Here is a 16,246-nt window from a genome sequence, read left to right as displayed (position 1 = left end):
CGCACCTTCGTGTCGCCTCGCCATGCGTGACCACGTGTCGCTCGCCGTCGAACTCGCCGCAATCGCGCCAAAATTCAGAGCATGCTAGTCGACGTCTCGACCGCCGGCGCAAGACTCCAGCGAATGCTCGACGCGGCGTTCGCTCTCCTGCCGGACCTGCTCCTCGGGAGCTTCGTCTTCGCCGTATTCCTGCTCCTCGCCCGCGGGGCGCGAGCCCTCGGAGGGCGCCTCGCAGCACGCGCCGATCGGCACGGCAACCTCGGTCTGGTCCTCGGCGGGCTGTTCCAATGGGGCCTCGTCCTCCTCGGCTCGCTCGTCGCCCTGTCGATCGTCGTCCCCTCGTTCCGCGCCAGCGACCTGATCGAGCTGCTCGGGATCGGCACCGTAGCGATCGGCTTCGCTTTCCGTGACGTACTGCAGAACTTCTTCGCCGGTCTCCTGATCCTCCTGACCCAGCCGTTCCGGCTCGGCGATCAGATCATCGTCGGCCCGCACGAGGGGACGGTCCAGACGATCCAGACGCGCGCGACCACGATCCTCACCTACGACGGGCGCCGGGTCGTCATCCCCAACACCACCCTCTTCACCGACGCCGTGATTGTCAATACCGCGCTCGAGAAGCGCCGGACCTCCTACGACGTCGGCATCGGCCCGAGCGACGACATCGCGGCCGCCCGCGCAGCGATCCTCCGCGCGCTGCGGCAGGTCGAGGGCGTCCTGCCCGACCCCTCGCCCGAGGTCCTCGTCGTCGACCTCGCCGCCTATTCGGTGCAGCTGCGGGTGTGGTGGTGGACCGACCCGCCGAGCCAGATCCACGTACTGGAGGTCCAGAGTCGCGTGCTCGCGGCGATAAAGTCGGCCCTCTCCGTTGCGGGCGTCGACCTGCCGTTCCCCACCTACCAGCTCCTGTTCCACGATCAGACCGAGGAAACCGACGGAGATCGCCGGCGTCAGCGGGAGGGCTGGCCGGCCGGCGACGGAAAACCTGTCCCGGAGGCCAGCCGGCTGGACCTCGCGGTCCGCGAGCTCGCGGACCCCCCGCGGGCCGCGGCGCCGATCCACCGCCCCTCACGGAGGTCCGCGCCGTGATCGTGGCCTCGGCCCTCGCCGCCCTCGCGCTGGGGTGCACCCACCTGATGGCTGGGCGGCTGCGATTCCTCGACGTGATTCCGCGCAGCCGGTGGCTCTCGTTCGGTAGCGGCGTCTCGGTCGCCTACGTGTGCATGCATATCCTGCCCGAACTGGCCGCCCACCAGCGGCAGCTCGAGGCCACGGCGCTGCCCGGTCTCGGCCTCCTCGAGGACCACGTATACTTCTTCGCTCTTCTCGGGCTCGCCGTCTTCTACGGCCTCGAGCGGCTCGTCTCGCGTTCGCGCAGCCGCAGCCGGAGCGCCGGCGGCCTCGACGTCGCCGGCCCGGGCGTGTTCTGGATCCACGTCGGCCCGTTCGCCGGCTACAACGCGCTCATCGGTTACCTGCTGCTCCATCGTGAGACGCCCGGTGCAAGCGGGCTGGCGCTGTTCACCCTGGCCATGGGTGCCCACTTCGTCGTCAACGACTTCGGCCTGCGCCACGCTCATCGGCGCCGTTACCACGACATCGGCCGTCGGGTCCTCTCGGTCGCCGTCCTGGTCGGCTTGATGATTGGCGCCACGACCACGACATGGCCGCGACCACCTTCGCCATGGAGGCGCTGTCCGATCTCGCCTCGGCGATGGCCGACATGGGCGACCGTGACATCCGGCTCGAGGCCGCCGTCGCCAAGATGTGGAACAGCGAGGAGGGCCGGAAGATCGTCGACCGCACCCTGCAGATCCGCGGCGGCCGCGGCTACGAGACCCCCGAGTCGCTCGAGGCCCGCGGCGAGCCGCCGATCCCGGTCGAACGCATGCTGCGCGACTCCCGGATCAACCTCATCTTCGAGGGCTCGTCGGAGATCTTGCGCCTCTTCATCGCCCGCGAGGCGCTCGACCGCCACCTCGCCGTCGCCGGCGCGCTGGTCGATCCCAAGGTGCCGCCCAAGAAGAAGCTGGCCACCCTGCCGAGGGTCGTCCTGTTCTACGCCGGTTGGTACCCGACGCGCTGGGTGGGCTGGGGCCGCTGGCCGCGCTATCAGGCGTTCGGCCAGCTCGCGCGCCACGTCCGCTGGCTCGAGCGGACCACCCGCCGCCTGTCGCGGGCGATCTTTCACCTCATGGTGGGCAAGGGCGCGAGCCTCGAGGAGCGCCAGGCGCTGCTGTTCCGCTGCGTCGACATCGGTGCCGACCTGTTCGCCATCACCGCCGCCGTCACCCGCGCCGCCGCCCTGCAGCGCACCGGCCTGCCCGAAGGGACAGCCGCGGTCGAGCTCGCCGACGCGTTCGCCCGCCAGACCCGCCGTCGCGTCCAGGACCGCTTCCGCGCGATCCGCTCCAACGACGACAGCGCCCGCTACAGCACCGCCCGCAGGCTGCTCGATGGCGAGTTCCGCGACCTGCTCGAGTCCGGCCTGGCCGACAACGAGGCCCTGCGCGACCTGTCCGAAGGGACAATCCGCCTCTCGCCCGACGACAGCCGGATCGCCGCCGAGTGACGATCAGTTGACCGGTACGCGATGTCTTCGAGTCCGCCTGTCGCACGCTCGTCGAACGCGCCTCTACGTCGATCTCGACGGCGTCGTCTCCGGCCTCGTGTACGCCGACCCCGAGGCGCTCGCGCTGTCGCGTCAGCTCTACACAGTCGCGCGCGACACCGCGAGCGTTCGCCTCAGGCGAAGAACGCGAGGATCCGATCCTTCGCCGCGTGCGCGTCGCGTCGTCCAAGCGCGACGAGACGGGCGGCGAAGCTACCGTCGAGCAGCAGGATCGACGCCAGGTCGGTCTGCCGGCTCGCTCGCCGTCCTCTGCGGTTATCTGTTCGTCTTGCGGCCGCTCTACCGCGATCAGCGACTCGACGCCGCCGGACGGCCGAACACGCCGATCGGAGCGGTGGAGCCGGTGACGCTGTTCTACCCGCCGTCGGGGTTCGCGGTGGTGCCGTGGCTCGCGGCGAGGTCAAGCTCCCGTATCCGATGGCACGACGAGCACGGGGATCGGTGCGTGCGCGGCCAGATCGCTCGACAGGCTGAACCCGAACGCACGCTCGGCGAGACTCAGCAGCCGCGAGCCGCACACGAGAAGGGGCGCCGAACGCTCGGTCGCTAACGCCAGGATCTCCGCGACCTCGTCGCCGCGGCGGACGACGAGGTGCCCGCTCGCCTTCTGCTCCGCGAGCCACGCGTGCGTCAGGGCCGCGACCTCGGACAACTGCCGCGTCTCTCGCTCTAGACGGCCCTCCCTCGGCGGACTCAACGCGGCGTAGATTGGGGATGTCGGGATGACCCGGATGAACTCGAGCGGGCGCCGCGTCATCGTCCCCAGCGACTGCGCGACCTTGACGGCGCCGACGCTCGCTTCCGCCAGTGTGACGGCGACGACGATCGGACCGTCACCGAGACCTTCGACATCCCAATCCGGCGGTACGACGAAGGTCGGCGCGGGGAGCCGCCGCAGCAGCCGGCGAGCCACGCTGCCGAGCCGGATCCGCTGCGTTCCGGCTCCGGCCGCCCGGCGCCCGATGATGATCCCGCGAGCCGCCTCCGCCTGCATCGCCGCTTCCAGCGCCATCACCGGGTCGTCCGCCTCGACGACCTCGATCCCGGCGAAGGCCGCACGGACGCCCGCCTGCTCGAGTGCTCGCTCCACCGCGACCCGCAGCCGTTCGCGGGTGCGTACGCGCTCGGCGAACTGGATGTGCTCGTCGAGAGCTCCCTCCTCGATCGCGTGGATCCCGACAAGCTGCATCGCGTCCGGTGACTGCCGATGCAGCCAGGCGCCGAGGCGCGCTGCTCCGTCGCTGCGCTCGCGCAGGTCGACCCCAACGATCCATTTCTGATACCCGGCCATGACGCAGCAATGATACGCGGCCATGGGCTGCGATGTTGGGAGCGCCTTCGCCGCGCGGTCCGTCTCCGATTTCGAGTCCTCGGTCCGGGGCGATGATTCCCAGTGCGGAGCCGACGCGGCGGCTTCACACGGTCGTCCGGTGGGGTGCCTCGTGCTGCGCGAGGAGGCCTGCGCACTCCGAGTCCACGGAGCGCGCCCGTCGCCCGCCCGCGTGGCGCCCGCGATCGCTATCCCCCTCCGCTCTTTCGCGCACTCGCTCGGCGCTTGAGCCCCTCCGCGGGCGCCATGTCGACCTCGAGCAGAGCGGTGCGCTGACGTGGGGAGCCGGGCAAACGGCCATTCATCGCACCTGCGACATGTCGCCCAGGAAGTAGACGGCAAGCAGCGCGCCGACGACCAGGGTGATGACGAGGAGCGCGTCCGGCTCGACGAACATGCGCCGCGATTCGACCCGGTAGAGCTGCCCCATCACGACGACAGCGGTGACGAGCACGACAGCGAGCGCGGTGAAGGCGTGCACCGGCGAGACGCTGCGGAACAGCAGGTCGCCGTGGGCGAGCTCGACGGGGAACAGCAGCACCATGTTGATGGCATTACTGCCGAAGATATTGCCGGCAGCGAGGGCGAAAGCGCCGATCCGGACGGCGGTCAGCGTGGCGACCAATTCCGGGAGCGACGTGACCAGCGCCACCAGGGTGGTACCGACGAAGGTGCCGCCGAGGCCGGACTGTTCGGCGATGGCGTCCGCCGAGCGGGCCAGGTGGGGCGCCGCGACCAGGATCACGGCGGCGCAGGCGGAAAACCCGAGCAGCGGCTTGCCCCACCCCCCTCCGTCGCCCGGCCCGTCCCGCGGCGTGTTCGGCCGCCCGGCGGCGTCGAGCCGCTGATCGCGGTAGACCAGCCTCAAGACGAACAAATAACTGCAGAGGATGGCTATCGAGCCGAGACCGACGCGCCCGAGGCCGATCGCAACGCCGCCCGCAAGGATCGCCATGCCCGCCAACGCGGTCAGCAGAATGCTCGCGGTCGCCGACAGCGCGTGGATCACCGCCGAATGCTTGAACATGCCCGAGGCGGGCGCGCGATGCAGCAGGTCGGCGATCGCGAGGATCAGCAGGTTGAAGAGGCTGCTGCCCATGAGGTCGCCGACAGCGAGATCGGGGTTTCCCAGCCGCGCGGCGTGGACGTCGACCGTCACCTCGGGCAGCGAAGTGGCGAGCGCGAGCAGCACGGCGCCCACGAGCACCCGGCCGAACCCCGTCCGCTCCGCGAGCGTGTCGCCGAGGCGGGTGAGCAGCGTCCCGGCGACGACGATCACGAGGGCAGAAACGGCGAATCGTACGACGACCGCGAGCATGACTCTGCCACGGGACGTGCACGGCCGATCTTCAGGCCGCGCGGAGGAGGAAGCAGCAGACCGCGAGCGCGGCCGGGCCCGGGAACAGCATCCTCGGCACGAGCGCGCCGGGTCGGCGGAAGGGCACTGGACGGACGGACGTGCGACGACCGACGGAGCACCGGTGACGGAGCCGCGGGTGGTCGACTCAAAGCGTCAAGGGGGTCGTGAGATTCGGGGGAAGGCATGCTCTTCGGCTCGGGGCTGCGGGAGTTGCTTTGCACGTAGCAGATCCGGAAGAGCCGGCAACGGCGCCCGGCCGGTCGCCTGCACGGCGGTTTCGGCTCGATGCACGACGAGGCGGTGGCGACGCAACTGCCCGCATCGAGGATCGACCTCGATTCGGCGGGCGGCTCCGTGACGAGGACCACCCGACGCAATCACAGTGATGAAGTACGGGGCCGACTGACGCGTCCTTGCCTGGCCGAGCCACCGTCGCAGGAGCGAGCGCCCGGCGCCTCGGATCGGCATGCCCTCGAGCCGTGCCGTGGACGTGGCCTCGGGCGGCGGTGGCGCGCCTCACGACCCGCGGATCCAGTACAGCAGGAACATGCCGCCGACGTATACGAGCAGCACGAACAGCGAGTCGGTGCCGACGCGCAGGACTCGCCGGCGGCGACCGGTGGCGAACGTCAGGAGATAGATCCCGGTCAGCGCCGCGCCGAGCAGCGCGGCGACGGTGGAGAAGCGGCCGACCTCGTCGAGCGCCGGACCCTCGCGCCAGAGCAGGTCGATGACGAAGATCAGCGCGATATCGAAGAAGTTGGTGCCGAGCACGTTGGAGAACGCCATTTGATAGCGCCCGAGGCGGGCGGCCTCGACCGTCGTGCTGAGCTCCGGCAACGATGTCGTGAGCGCCACGAGGAGCACGCCGACGAAGCTCGAGCCGAGGCCTGTCCGCCGGCCCAGCGCATCACCCGCCAGTCCGACCACCGCGCCGGCGACGAGCACGACGAGGCCCGCGACGACGGTCTTGAGGACGAGGTGCCGCGGCTGCGACGACTGCGGCGCAGTGGAAGGGCTCGTCTCGTCGGAGTCGGCGCCGGAGTCGGAGGTGGCCCCGTCGTCCGGCGTCTTGATCTTCCGGATCGCGTAGAACGCCGCGGCCGACGCCGCGAACAGGCCCATCGACCATGGCCCGACAGACCACCCGGCCGGCTCACCGACGACGATCCCCATCGCGACGAAGATGAGGGCGAGGATCAGCAACGCGGCCTGCAGGCGGATCACCGCGAGGTTCGACGCGATCGAGAGGGTGACGTCGCGGACGGCAGCGTCGGCGATCGCCAGCAGCGCCACCTGCATCGCCACCCCGCCGAGGATGTTGTTGACCGCGAGGCGGACGTTGCCGACGAGCGTCGACGTGACGCTGGTGGCGACCTCCGGCAACGAGGTCAAGCCCCCGAGGAGGAGCGCGCCGATGAACGCGCGGCCGACCCCGGTCCTCTCCGCGATCGCGTCCGCGAGGCGGGCGAGGCGGGTCCCCGCGAACCACACGAGCAAGCCGCCGACGACGAACAGGGTGACGAGCAGCCACAAGGGATACGCCGAAAAGTCGAACATGCCGATACACCGACGCTGTCACGGGGGGCCGCGAGAGGGCGATCACTCCGAACGATCATCAAGCATCAAGATCCGAGAGCACGCCGCGTACACCAGCAAGGCTCCGACCGCGGCCGCACGGACAGGCCGAGAGCAGATCGATGAACGACAGCGCGAGCACGACGGGCACGACAATCCCCGCATGATGTCCTCCTTTTGCGATGAGCCCGCCGCGGCGTCGGCCGGGCGAGCGCTCGGCGCGGGTGCCCGTGCGCGAGCCCCATGCATGGGCCGGGGCACCCGCGGATCGAGCATTCGCGCTGCGCACGGTCGACGTGGGCCGCGAGAATCGCTCTCGCGCGGCGGCGGGTTCGTGTGCGGAGGCCGCGCTGACGGCCTCGACCGCCACAACTGCGCGGACCAGCGGCGCCGATCAGCCCAGCCGCGCGACGAGCACGGCCGTGATGGCCGCCACGACGAGCCCCACGAACAGTGCGACCCATCCCCGGTGGCTGGCGATCCACAGCCCGGGGCAACGCCGACGAGCGGTCCTCGAGGCCCGGCTCGTCCTCCGAGCGCTTGTACCGGCGCAGGGGTCCCCGCCCACTCCGAGCGGCCGATCGACTCGTCCTTTCACGGCCAGACGAGCGGCCGCGCCCGCTCTCGCCGCAGCGATGCGCTTGCCGCGAGCCGAGAACAGCCGCTCGCTGCGCTCGCCGGGCGGGCGGCGCCGATCTCTCGTGATTCTCTTGCGATTTCGTGCGCTCGTCCGTTCATTGCACAGTTTGCGACCTCGCGCGCGCCCGGGGCCGCCATGGTTGCTCGCATGCGGAGCCGCGATCCCGCGCGCCGGACAGGGCTCGGTACCTTGGAGATCGATCGAGCCGCGGCGGAAGGAAATCATGGAACGATTGCTCGAGCATCTCCTGATCGCGCTGACCGCCGCCCTCGCCGGCAGTGGGTTGGCGTCCCACTTGCGCCAACCCGCTATCCTGGGCTTTCTGGCGGTCGGGCTCTTCTTGAGCCCGTTCACCCCCGGCGTGACGGCCCCGATTGCGTCGATCGACGCTCTGGCCGAGATCGGGGTGATCTTTCTGTTGTTCGCGGTGGGCGTGCAGCTCTCGCTGCCCGAATTGGTCCGCGCCGGCCGGATCGCCATCCTTGGAGGGTCGCTCCAGGTGGTGCTGACGCTCGGGCTCGGCGTCGGGGCTGGGCTGGTGATGGGGTGGAGCCCGGTGGAGGCCCTCGTGTTCGGCGCGGTGCTCTCGAACTCGTCGAGCACCGTGCTCAGTCGGGTACTTCTCGAGCGAGGCGAGCTCGAGAGTCGGCACGGAAAGCTGGCGATCGCCTGGTCTTCGGTGCAGGACATGTCGACCATCGTGCTCGTCGCCATGTTCTCGGCGCTGTCACCCGCAGCGGCCGGAGGAGAGGCATGGCGGGAGCTGGCCAAAGGCGCCGTGTTCCTCCTGGGGGTCACCCCTGCGGCGCTGTGGCTGTTGCCGCGGCTGTTCGAACGCGTCGCGTTGTCCCGCAGCCGTGAGCTCTTCACGCTTGCTGTGGCGACGGTCGCCCTCGGCATGGCCTGGACCGCCTCCTTGCTCGGCGTCTCACTGGCGCTCGGTGCTTTCGTGGCCGGGGTGGTCGTCGGCGAATCGCCCAAGGCCCACCGGATCCTCGGCGAGGCGATCCCGCTGCGCGACATCTTCTCGGGCGTCTTCTTCGTCTCGATCGGCATGTCCATCGATCCGGCGTTCGTGGTCGCCCATTGGCAGCTCATCGCGGCGACCGCAGCGCTCACGGTGCTTGGGAAAGGCCTGATCACGACCGGCGTCGCCCTGCTGCTGCGATGTCCGCGACGGGTGGCGGTGCTGCTCGGCGCAGGACTCGCGCAGTCGGCCGAGTTCTCGTTCTTGCTGGCACAGGTGGCACGGGAGCTCGATCTGATCGGGCAGGAGCTCTTCGGAACCCTCCTGGGCGGCGCAGCGCTCTCAATCCTGGTCGCGCCGGCCGTCCCCGCGCTGGCGCTCGCCCTGCTCGAGCGGCTCCGCTCCCGCCCTGCCGCGGTCGAGACGGATGAGCCCGCCGACGACCGCGTTCGAGGGCACACCATCGTCTGCGGGCACGGCCGAGTGGGGGCCACGGTCACGCGCTTGCTCGAGCGGCTCGAGGTCCCTGTGGTCGTCGTGGACGAGGAGCCGGACATCGTGAGGTCGCTGGTCCAGCGCGGCACGCCGGTCGTGGAAGGCGACGCCACCCAGCCCCCGGTGCTCGAGCGGGCCGGGCTGGCGCGGGCTCGAGTCCTCGTCGCATGTGTCCCCGAACGGATGGTGGTCCGACGGCTCGTCGAGCATGCGCTTGCCAGGAACCCCGAGTTGGTCGTGCTCGTCCGCACACACCGCGAGTCCGAGATGCGGCACCTGTACGAGCTCGGGGCGAGCGCCGCGGTCATGGGTGAGCTCACGCTGGCGATCGAGCTCGGCCGCGGCACGGCGCAAGCGCTCGGACTCGATCCAGACCTGGTCCGCGCCGCGCTCGAGGAGCTGCGACGAGGGCCCACCGACCAGCGCGGACAGGAGCGCCGTCCACCCGCGTAGCTCCTCAACCTGCCGAGCGGCGCACGACGAGGATGTCCAGCGTGAGGCTGCCGAGGAGACGCCCGGAGACGCTGCCGAGCAGCGCGCCGACGATCCCGCTGCGCCCCTTCGTACCGAGCGCGACGAGGTCGACCCGTCCCATCTCCGCCAGATCGGTGAGCACCTCCTCGATGACGCCGTACTCGCAGATCTGCGCGACGGGACGCCCCGACCGGGCGACCGCGGGCGTCGCGTCGAGAAAGGCCTGGCTCATCGCGGCGGCCTCGCGCGCGGAGGCCTCGCGCGCGGCCATCCTGTCGTTGACGAGGCCCTCGAAGGGGACATTGTACGCGTGGAAGAGACTCACCTGAGCTGTCGGGAGCAGCTCCAATACCTGCTCGAGCGCGGCTCGCGAGGCGTCCGAGAAGTCGCTCGCCACGACCACCGACGCGTACGGTCCTCGCGGCCGCGACTTCACCACGAGAAGGGGAACCTGGGCTTGGCGCGCGATCTTCTCGACGGTCGTGCCGAGCAGGGCGCGGCCGAGCGTCTCGTCCCGCGCCACGCCCGTCACGATCAACCCGCAGCCCAACCGTTCGGCCGTGTCGAGGATTAGCGACGCGGGCTCGCCCGGCTCCACGACCACCTCGAGCTCGAGATCGACGATCTCTCTCATGTCGTCCCGTACCCGCCGCAGGGCGGCCCGGCGGGGGTCCACCGGCCGACGCCACGACGGCACGTCGACCACCGGCGCCGGCCGCTGCAGGGCGTGGACGACGACGAGCCGCGCGCCCCACTCGCCCGCGAGGCCGGCGGCGCGATCGAGGGCGCGATCACAGCGACAGCTCAGGTCCGTGGCGAGGAGGATCTTCGAGGGTCGCATGTCGACTCCAGCGTATGAACTCGGCCGACCACTACACTACTTACACTCGTGCGGTTCAGGCCGACTCCCGCCCGTGAGGCCAGGGCGAGCGCGAGGAGATCTCGAACCGGATTGTAATGAAATGCATGGTGCCTGTGTGGTGGACGATCCGGCGCCGGAGGCAAGGCGCGCCGGCAGCGGCGCACGGAGTCGGTGATATGTTCATTCTGCAGCGGCCGCGCCCGCTCTCGCCGCAGCGATGCGGTTCCCGCGAGCCGAGAACAGCCGCTCGCTGCGCTCGCCGGGCGGGCAGCGCCGATCCCTCGCCATTCCCTTGCCATTTCGTGCACCGCCCGCCGCTCGTCGCCGCGGCGGTTGTTTATCAAGGCAGTCGGCCGACGCCGGGCTGGCCGCTGTCAGCGAGGCGAAGCGACGCGCCGCGTGGGCATAGTGGGCCGGATCACCGGACGCGCGCTCGACGGGCCCGGAGATCCGGCCATGCTCGGCGCCGTCGTGTCGTCCCATTCCACCCTGAGGCCGCGGGAGTGTTCGGCGGCGACCGGTCCTTCCATCGCCGAGGTCCCTGGCCCGAGCGTCGAGCCGGTGCTGCGACGGGTGCGCTCGCTCCTGCTCGCCGTCGACGCCGACCTCGATGCGTCCGAGCTCGCCCCCGAGCGCTCGCTGACGCGGGACCTCGGGTTCGACTCCGTACGTCTGGGCGCGCTGCTCGACCGGATCCGCCAGGCGTTCGACGACGTCGACCTGACGCCCTGGCTGATCGAGGCCGCGCAGCGCGGCGACGACACGATCGCCGGCCTGGCGGCGGCGCTGGCCGGCTCTCCCGCCCGCGCGGACTATGTAGCGCTCGCGCGAGAGCTCGCCGCCGGCTTCGCCCCGCGCGCCCGCGAATACGACGAGTCGGGCCGGTTCCCGCACGAGAATTTCGCCGAGCTCGTCGCCTCCGGTTATACGGCCATGACCGTGCCGCGCCGTCACGGGGGCGGCGGCGCCTCGCTCGAGGAGGTGTGCCGCGCCCAGGAGGCCCTCGCTACCGGGTGCGCCTCCACGGCCTTCGCCGTCAACATGCACATCCACGGCGTGGCGCTGCTCAGCGCGGCCGCCGGGTCGACGATCGAGTGGGCCTACGAGGCGATCGTGCGCGAGGGGGCGCTGCTCGCCGGCGGCTTCAGCGAGCCGGACGTCGGCGGCCACTGGTTGCGCTCGACGACCCGCGCGACCCCCGTCCCCGGCGGTTATCGGCTCCGGGGCACCAAGGGCTTCTTCTCGGGTTATCCGGCCAGCGGCCTCGTCTTCCTCTCCGCGGCGATCCCCGACGAGCGCGGTGTCGAGTCGCCGGTGGGCTTCCTCCTGCCCCGGCCGGCTGCAGGGATCCGCGTCGCGGCCGAATGGAGCGCCGGCGGGATGCGGGCGACCGGCAGCCACACGCTCGAGATCGACGACCTCCACGTCGCCTCGCGCTACAGGATCGGTGCGCCAGGAGAGCTGCCGCTGCTGTTCATGCGGGCGTGCCACTGGGCCTGGTGCAGCTTCGCTGCGGTGTTCGTCGGGATCGCCGGCGCCGCGCTCGAGCACGTCGCGCACAGCCAGCGTCGGCGCACGCTGCAGGTCGTCTCGGGGCCGCTGGCCCGCCTGCCGGGCGTCCAGTTCCGCGTCGCCGAGATGCACGTCAAGCTCGCGGCAGCCCGAGCCTGCCTCTACCGCGCCGTCCGCTCCGTGCAAGACGAGCCCGCGGCGGATCCGCTGGCGCACTACATCGACATGAGCCTGATGAAGACGACGGTGTGCCGCCTGGCGCACGAGATCGTCACGCTCGCGGTCGAGGTCGAGGGCGGCTCCGGGTATGCGTCCGTGAGCCCGATCCAGCGCATGTACCGGGACGTCGCGGCGGGACTCCTGGTCCCGCCGGTGACGGACGTGACCCTCGAGTGGGCGGGCAAGCAGGCGCTCGGGATCCCGGTGCTCGGCGAGCCGCGATGGGCGGTATGAGCCGCCGTCGTCGCCGCGTGAGGTGAACATGAACGATCGATCCGACCGCTGGAGAGAGCTCCGCCGCGCCGCGTCCGCGCTCGCCGCCGCCGCCCTGCCGGAGAGCATGCGCGACCGCCTCGCTGCGCTCGACGAGGCCGGCATCCTCGCCATGAACGCGCCCGCGGCCACTGGAGGCTTCGCGGCGACCCTGGCGGAGAACGTCGAGATCCTGCGGGTCCTCGCCGCGAGCTGCGGGTCGACGGCGTGGGCCCTGGCGGGCCACTGCGCGCTGGCCGGCGCGTTGCGCTCGAGCGCGACGCTACAGCACCAGGCGCCCGGCCAGGGCTGCACGATCGACCATGTCCATTCAGGCATGCCCTGGTCAGCCGCGAGCTCGGGCCGGAACACGCCGCCCGCGTTCCTCGGCTGCGCCGCCGGCGGTCCATTCGCCACAACGCCGGTCGCCGCGGCGGGCCCGACCGCCACTCCGACCCTCGGGGGCTGGACGCTCGACGGCGTCCTGCCCCTGGTCGCCGGCTTCGAGGCGTGCACGCACATCTTCGTCGCGGCGCACGGGACCGCAGCGCCGCTGCTCCTCCTGGTGCCGCGGCCGGGGCCGGAGCTCGCCGTCGTCGTCGCGCCGTGGGAGGGCCCCTCGATGCCGGTCAGCGGCGCACACTCCGTGGAGCTGCGCGGCCTGCCCGTGGCGGCCGGCGACCTCGTCGCGGGCGAGGACGCGGCCGCCGTGCTCGCCCGCGTGCAGCGATGGTACTCCGCCTGCCAGAGCGCGGTGTTCCTCGGCCTCGCCGAACGCGCCCACGAGCTCGCCGTCGCCGTCGGTCGCGCCTCGCCGCGCGGCGCGCTGCCCGGGGTGCAGTTCGCCCTCGGTCGCATGCGGGCACTGCTCGCCGCGATGGAGGCGCTGCTCGCCGAGAGCTGCACGGCGCCGGCGGACGTCGTCGACGATCCCGCCGGCGAGGGCGTCCGCGCCTGCGTCCTCCGGTACTACCTCACCAACGAGGCGCCGCGGGTGGTCCAGCTCGCGCTCGAGGTGATCGGGGCGCCGGGCGTCCGCGAGCGCGCTCCGATCGCGCAGATCCTCCGCGACGTGCAGCTCGGTCCGCTCCTGCCGCTCGACAACGACGCCGCGCGCGAGCTGATCGGCAAGTCGGCGCTGGGCGTGGACCTCGCGGCATCGCCGAGGTGGCAGTAGCATGGGCCTCCTCGCCGATCGCCTGCGCGCCGTCGATCCGTCGACGGTCGCGCTCGACAACGACTATTACGAGCACCTCGGCGAGCGCTGGTGGGAGCCCGCAGGCCCGATGTCCGGGCTGCACGCGATGAACCCGGCTCGCCTCTCCTACATCGATCGTGTCCTGACGCGCGTCCTCGGCGATGCGGCCCCGCGCGCTCGAGTCATCGACGTCGGCTGCGGCGGCGGGATCTTGAGCGAGTCGCTCGCGGCGCGCGGCCACGCGGTCATCGGCTTCGACGTCGCCGAGGGCGCCCTGCAGGTCGCACGGCGCCACGCCGCGCGCGCGAGCGTCCGCGTCGAGTACCGGCGCGGGTCGGCCTACGCGCTGCCGCTGTCGTCCGCCGCGGTCGACGTCGTGATCGCCGCGGACGTGCTCGAGCACCTGCACGACTTGCCGCGGTCGCTCGCCGAGTTCGCGCGGGTCCTCCGCCCGGGCGGGGTGTTCGTGTTCGACACCATCCATCGCACGCTCAGGAGCTGGCTCGTGGCCATCGTGCTGGCGGAGCGCGTGCTCGGGGTGGTGCCGCCCGCCACGCACGCGTGGCGCATGTTCATCACCCCGGACGAGCTGGCCGAGGCGGCGCGGCGCGCCGGGCTCCTCGTGCAGGAGACACGCGGCCTCTCGCCCGCCGGCGGCCTCGTGGCGGCGGTCCGCTCGTACATCGAGCGCGGCACGCCGGGCGAGTTCACGCTCACCGGCGATCGCTCGGTCGGTTATATCGGCCACGCCGTGCGGACCGCCGGAGGTCCGCCGTGACGGCCGCAGGGCTCCCCAGCGTGGTGAAGCTCGCCACGGCCGCGCCGGATCTCGAGATCCCGCAGGGCGCGTGCTACCAGAGCTTCTACCGGCGAATCTACGCCGATGTGCCGGGCGCCGAGGAGCTGTTCGCGTCGACCCGGGTCGAGCGGCGCCGCTTCTCCTGGGATCCTCGTCGCGTCTTCGCCGACGGCTCGCCGTCGACGCGGGCGCGCATGGATCGATGGGAGCAGGTGACGCTCGAGCTCGGCCGAAAGACCGTCGCCGCAGTGCTCGACGGGGCCGCGCGCGAGCGCGTCGGCAGCTTCGTCATGGCGAGCTGCACCGGCTACGCCGGCCCGACGCCGGAGCTGCGGCTGGCCGAGGAGTTCGGCCTGCGCCCCGATCTGCGCCGCACCTTCATCGGCCACATGGGCTGCTGCGCCGCCTTCAACGCCCTCCGAGTCGCGCTCGACGCCCTCGCGGCCCGCCCGGACGAGCTCGTCCTGGTCAATTGCACCGAGCTTTCTTCGCTGCACATCCGGCCCGAGGCGTCGCGCGAGCAGGCGGTGATCCACGCCCTCTTCGGCGACGCCAGCGCCACCCTGCTCCTCGGGCTCGCGAAGGACGGCGCCGGGCCCCGGCTCCTGCGCACACACACCGAGGTCCACCGCGGCACCCTCGACGCCATGACCTGGCGCGTCCTCGACGACGGCTTTCGCATGACGCTCTCCCCCTACGTGCCGCTCCTCCTGGCCGAGGCCGTCGCGCCCTTCGTCGAGCGCCTGCTCGCGCCCGCCGGCCTGCGCCGGCAGGACGTCCGGTCCTGGTGCATCCACCCCGGGGGCCCCAAGATCGTCGAGTTCGTCGGCGATCGCCTCGGCCTGCGCGCGGACCAGCTTCGCGCCTCGAACCATGTGCTCGCCGAGTACGGCAATTGTTCGTCGTCGACGGTCCTGCTGGTCCTCAAAGACGTGATGGCCGTCGATCGCCCCGAGCCGGGCGAGTACGGCGTCATGATGGCCTTCGGCCCGGGCCTCACGATGGAGTCGCTGCTGCTGCGGTTCTGAAACCCCGGAGGAACGCATGGACGACGTCTTCTCGCTCTCCCGGCCCGTCGACGAGCTGCACGCGGCCATCGTCGAGCACTTCGACGGCATGATCGACCTCTACGAGGAGCTGTGGGGCGAGCACATCCACCACGGCTTCTGGGCCCCCGGCGACGCCGGACAGGACCGCCACGCGGCCCAGGCGCGCACCGTGCACGAGCTCATCGCCTTCGGCGAGGTCCCGCGCGGCGCGCACGTCCTCGACGCCGGGTCGGGCATCGGCGCCGCGAGCATCCTCCTCGCCCGCGAGCTCGGCTGCCGGGTCGACGGCATCACCCTCAGCGGGGCCCAGGTCGAACGCGCGCGCGCCAAGGCGGGCGCGGCCGGCGTGGCGGAGTCGGTCCGCTTCCACGTCGCCGACGCCCTCGCCACGCCGTTCGCGGCGCGGACCTTCGACGTCGTGTGGGCGCTCGAGATCTGCGAGCTGCTGCCGGACAAGCTCGCCTTCTTCCGCGAGTGTATGCGCGTGCTCAAACCGGGCGGGCGGTTGATCGTCGCCACCTGGTGCTGTCGCGACGACCGGCCGACTCGTGACGAGGCTGCGCTCCTGCGCCGGCTCTACCGCGAGATGGCCCTGGCGTACGTGCTCCCGCTGCGCGGGTACGCCGGGCTGTGCGAGGCGTGCGGCTTCGCGGACGTGCGCGCCGCAGACTGGACCGAGAACACGCGGCACACGTGGGACCTGACGAGCGAGGCCGTCGCGCCGCTCGTGCGCAACCCGCGTCTCGCGTGGTCGCTGATCCGGCGCAAGGGCCTGGACGTGTTCCGCTTCCTGCGCGCGGTCCCATTGATGCGACAGGCGTACGCGCGCGGTGTGATGCGCTACGGGGTCGTCCGCGCCAGCAGCCGCGGCGCGTGACC

The 16,246-nt window shown here is 71.6% G+C and carries 12 protein-coding genes; 8 read left to right on the top strand and 4 right to left on the bottom strand.

The genetic code is table 11. From position 1 onward, the window contains the following. The first annotated feature begins 81 nt into the window (after positions 1-81). On the top strand, positions 82-1,089 hold the full coding sequence (locus K7C98_RS41255; protein WP_224197432.1) for a mechanosensitive ion channel family protein: 1,008 nt from the start codon (positions 82-84) through the stop codon (positions 1,087-1,089). Between the two features lie 574 nt (positions 1,090-1,663). Further along, complete coding sequence (locus K7C98_RS41250) at positions 1,664-2,572, top strand: acyl-CoA dehydrogenase family protein (protein ID WP_224197431.1); 909 nt, start codon at positions 1,664-1,666, stop codon at positions 2,570-2,572. 460 nt (positions 2,573-3,032) lie between these two features. Here K7C98_RS41250 and K7C98_RS41245 read toward each other — a convergent pair whose 3' ends face one another. The 3 genes from K7C98_RS41245 to K7C98_RS41235 form a co-directional block, all read right to left on the bottom strand. Next, complete coding sequence (locus K7C98_RS41245; RefSeq protein WP_224197430.1) at positions 3,033-3,923, bottom strand: universal stress protein; 891 nt, start codon at positions 3,921-3,923, stop codon at positions 3,033-3,035. Between the two features lie 340 nt (positions 3,924-4,263). Continuing rightward, positions 4,264-5,280, bottom strand: coding sequence for a sodium:calcium antiporter (locus tag K7C98_RS41240; protein WP_224197429.1), 1,017 nt, complete (start codon positions 5,278-5,280; stop codon positions 4,264-4,266). 558 nt (positions 5,281-5,838) lie between these two features. Beyond that, a complete protein-coding gene (locus K7C98_RS41235) occupies positions 5,839-6,882 on the bottom strand; it encodes a sodium:calcium antiporter (protein ID WP_224197428.1) in 1,044 nt (347 codons plus the stop codon). An 881-nt stretch (positions 6,883-7,763) separates the two neighbouring features. On the opposite strand from K7C98_RS41235, the gene K7C98_RS41230 reads away from it, so the two are divergent. Then, positions 7,764-9,455, top strand: coding sequence for a cation:proton antiporter (locus K7C98_RS41230; RefSeq protein ID WP_224197427.1), 1,692 nt, complete (start codon positions 7,764-7,766; stop codon positions 9,453-9,455). Positions 9,456-9,459: 4 nt separating this feature from the next. Here K7C98_RS41230 and K7C98_RS41225 read toward each other — a convergent pair whose 3' ends face one another. After that, a complete protein-coding gene (locus K7C98_RS41225) occupies positions 9,460-10,317 on the bottom strand; it encodes a universal stress protein (RefSeq protein WP_224197426.1) in 858 nt (285 codons plus the stop codon). Between the two features lie 477 nt (positions 10,318-10,794). On the opposite strand from K7C98_RS41225, the gene K7C98_RS41220 reads away from it, so the two are divergent. From K7C98_RS41220 to K7C98_RS41200, 5 genes are read left to right on the top strand one after another with little or no spacing between them, the layout of a single operon-like run. Beyond that, positions 10,795-12,303, top strand: coding sequence for an acyl-CoA dehydrogenase family protein (locus tag K7C98_RS41220; RefSeq protein ID WP_224197425.1), 1,509 nt, complete (start codon positions 10,795-10,797; stop codon positions 12,301-12,303). A gap of 28 nt (positions 12,304-12,331) precedes the next feature. Next, positions 12,332-13,498 (top strand): acyl-CoA dehydrogenase family protein, encoded by a 1,167-nt coding sequence (locus K7C98_RS41215; RefSeq protein WP_224197424.1) that lies wholly within the window; start codon positions 12,332-12,334, stop codon positions 13,496-13,498. 1 nt (position 13,499) lies between these two features. Beyond that, entirely contained in the window at positions 13,500-14,297 is a 798-nt protein-coding gene (gene ubiG / locus K7C98_RS41210; RefSeq protein ID WP_224197423.1) for a bifunctional 2-polyprenyl-6-hydroxyphenol methylase/3-demethylubiquinol 3-O-methyltransferase UbiG, read from the top strand. Further along, complete coding sequence (locus tag K7C98_RS45350; protein ID WP_224197422.1) at positions 14,294-15,346, top strand: type III polyketide synthase; 1,053 nt, start codon at positions 14,294-14,296, stop codon at positions 15,344-15,346. Before ubiG ends, K7C98_RS45350 begins: the two co-directional genes overlap by 4 nt. A gap of 16 nt (positions 15,347-15,362) precedes the next feature. After that, positions 15,363-16,244, top strand: a complete 882-nt coding sequence (locus K7C98_RS41200) for a methyltransferase domain-containing protein (RefSeq protein ID WP_224197421.1) — start codon at positions 15,363-15,365, stop codon at positions 16,242-16,244. Positions 16,245-16,246 lie beyond the last annotated feature (2 nt).

Source organism: Nannocystis pusilla (genome assembly GCF_020073745.1).
Lineage (GTDB): Bacteria > Myxococcota_A > Polyangia > Nannocystales > Nannocystaceae > Nannocystis > Nannocystis radixulma.
This window is presented reverse-complemented; position numbering and strand designations above follow the sequence as displayed.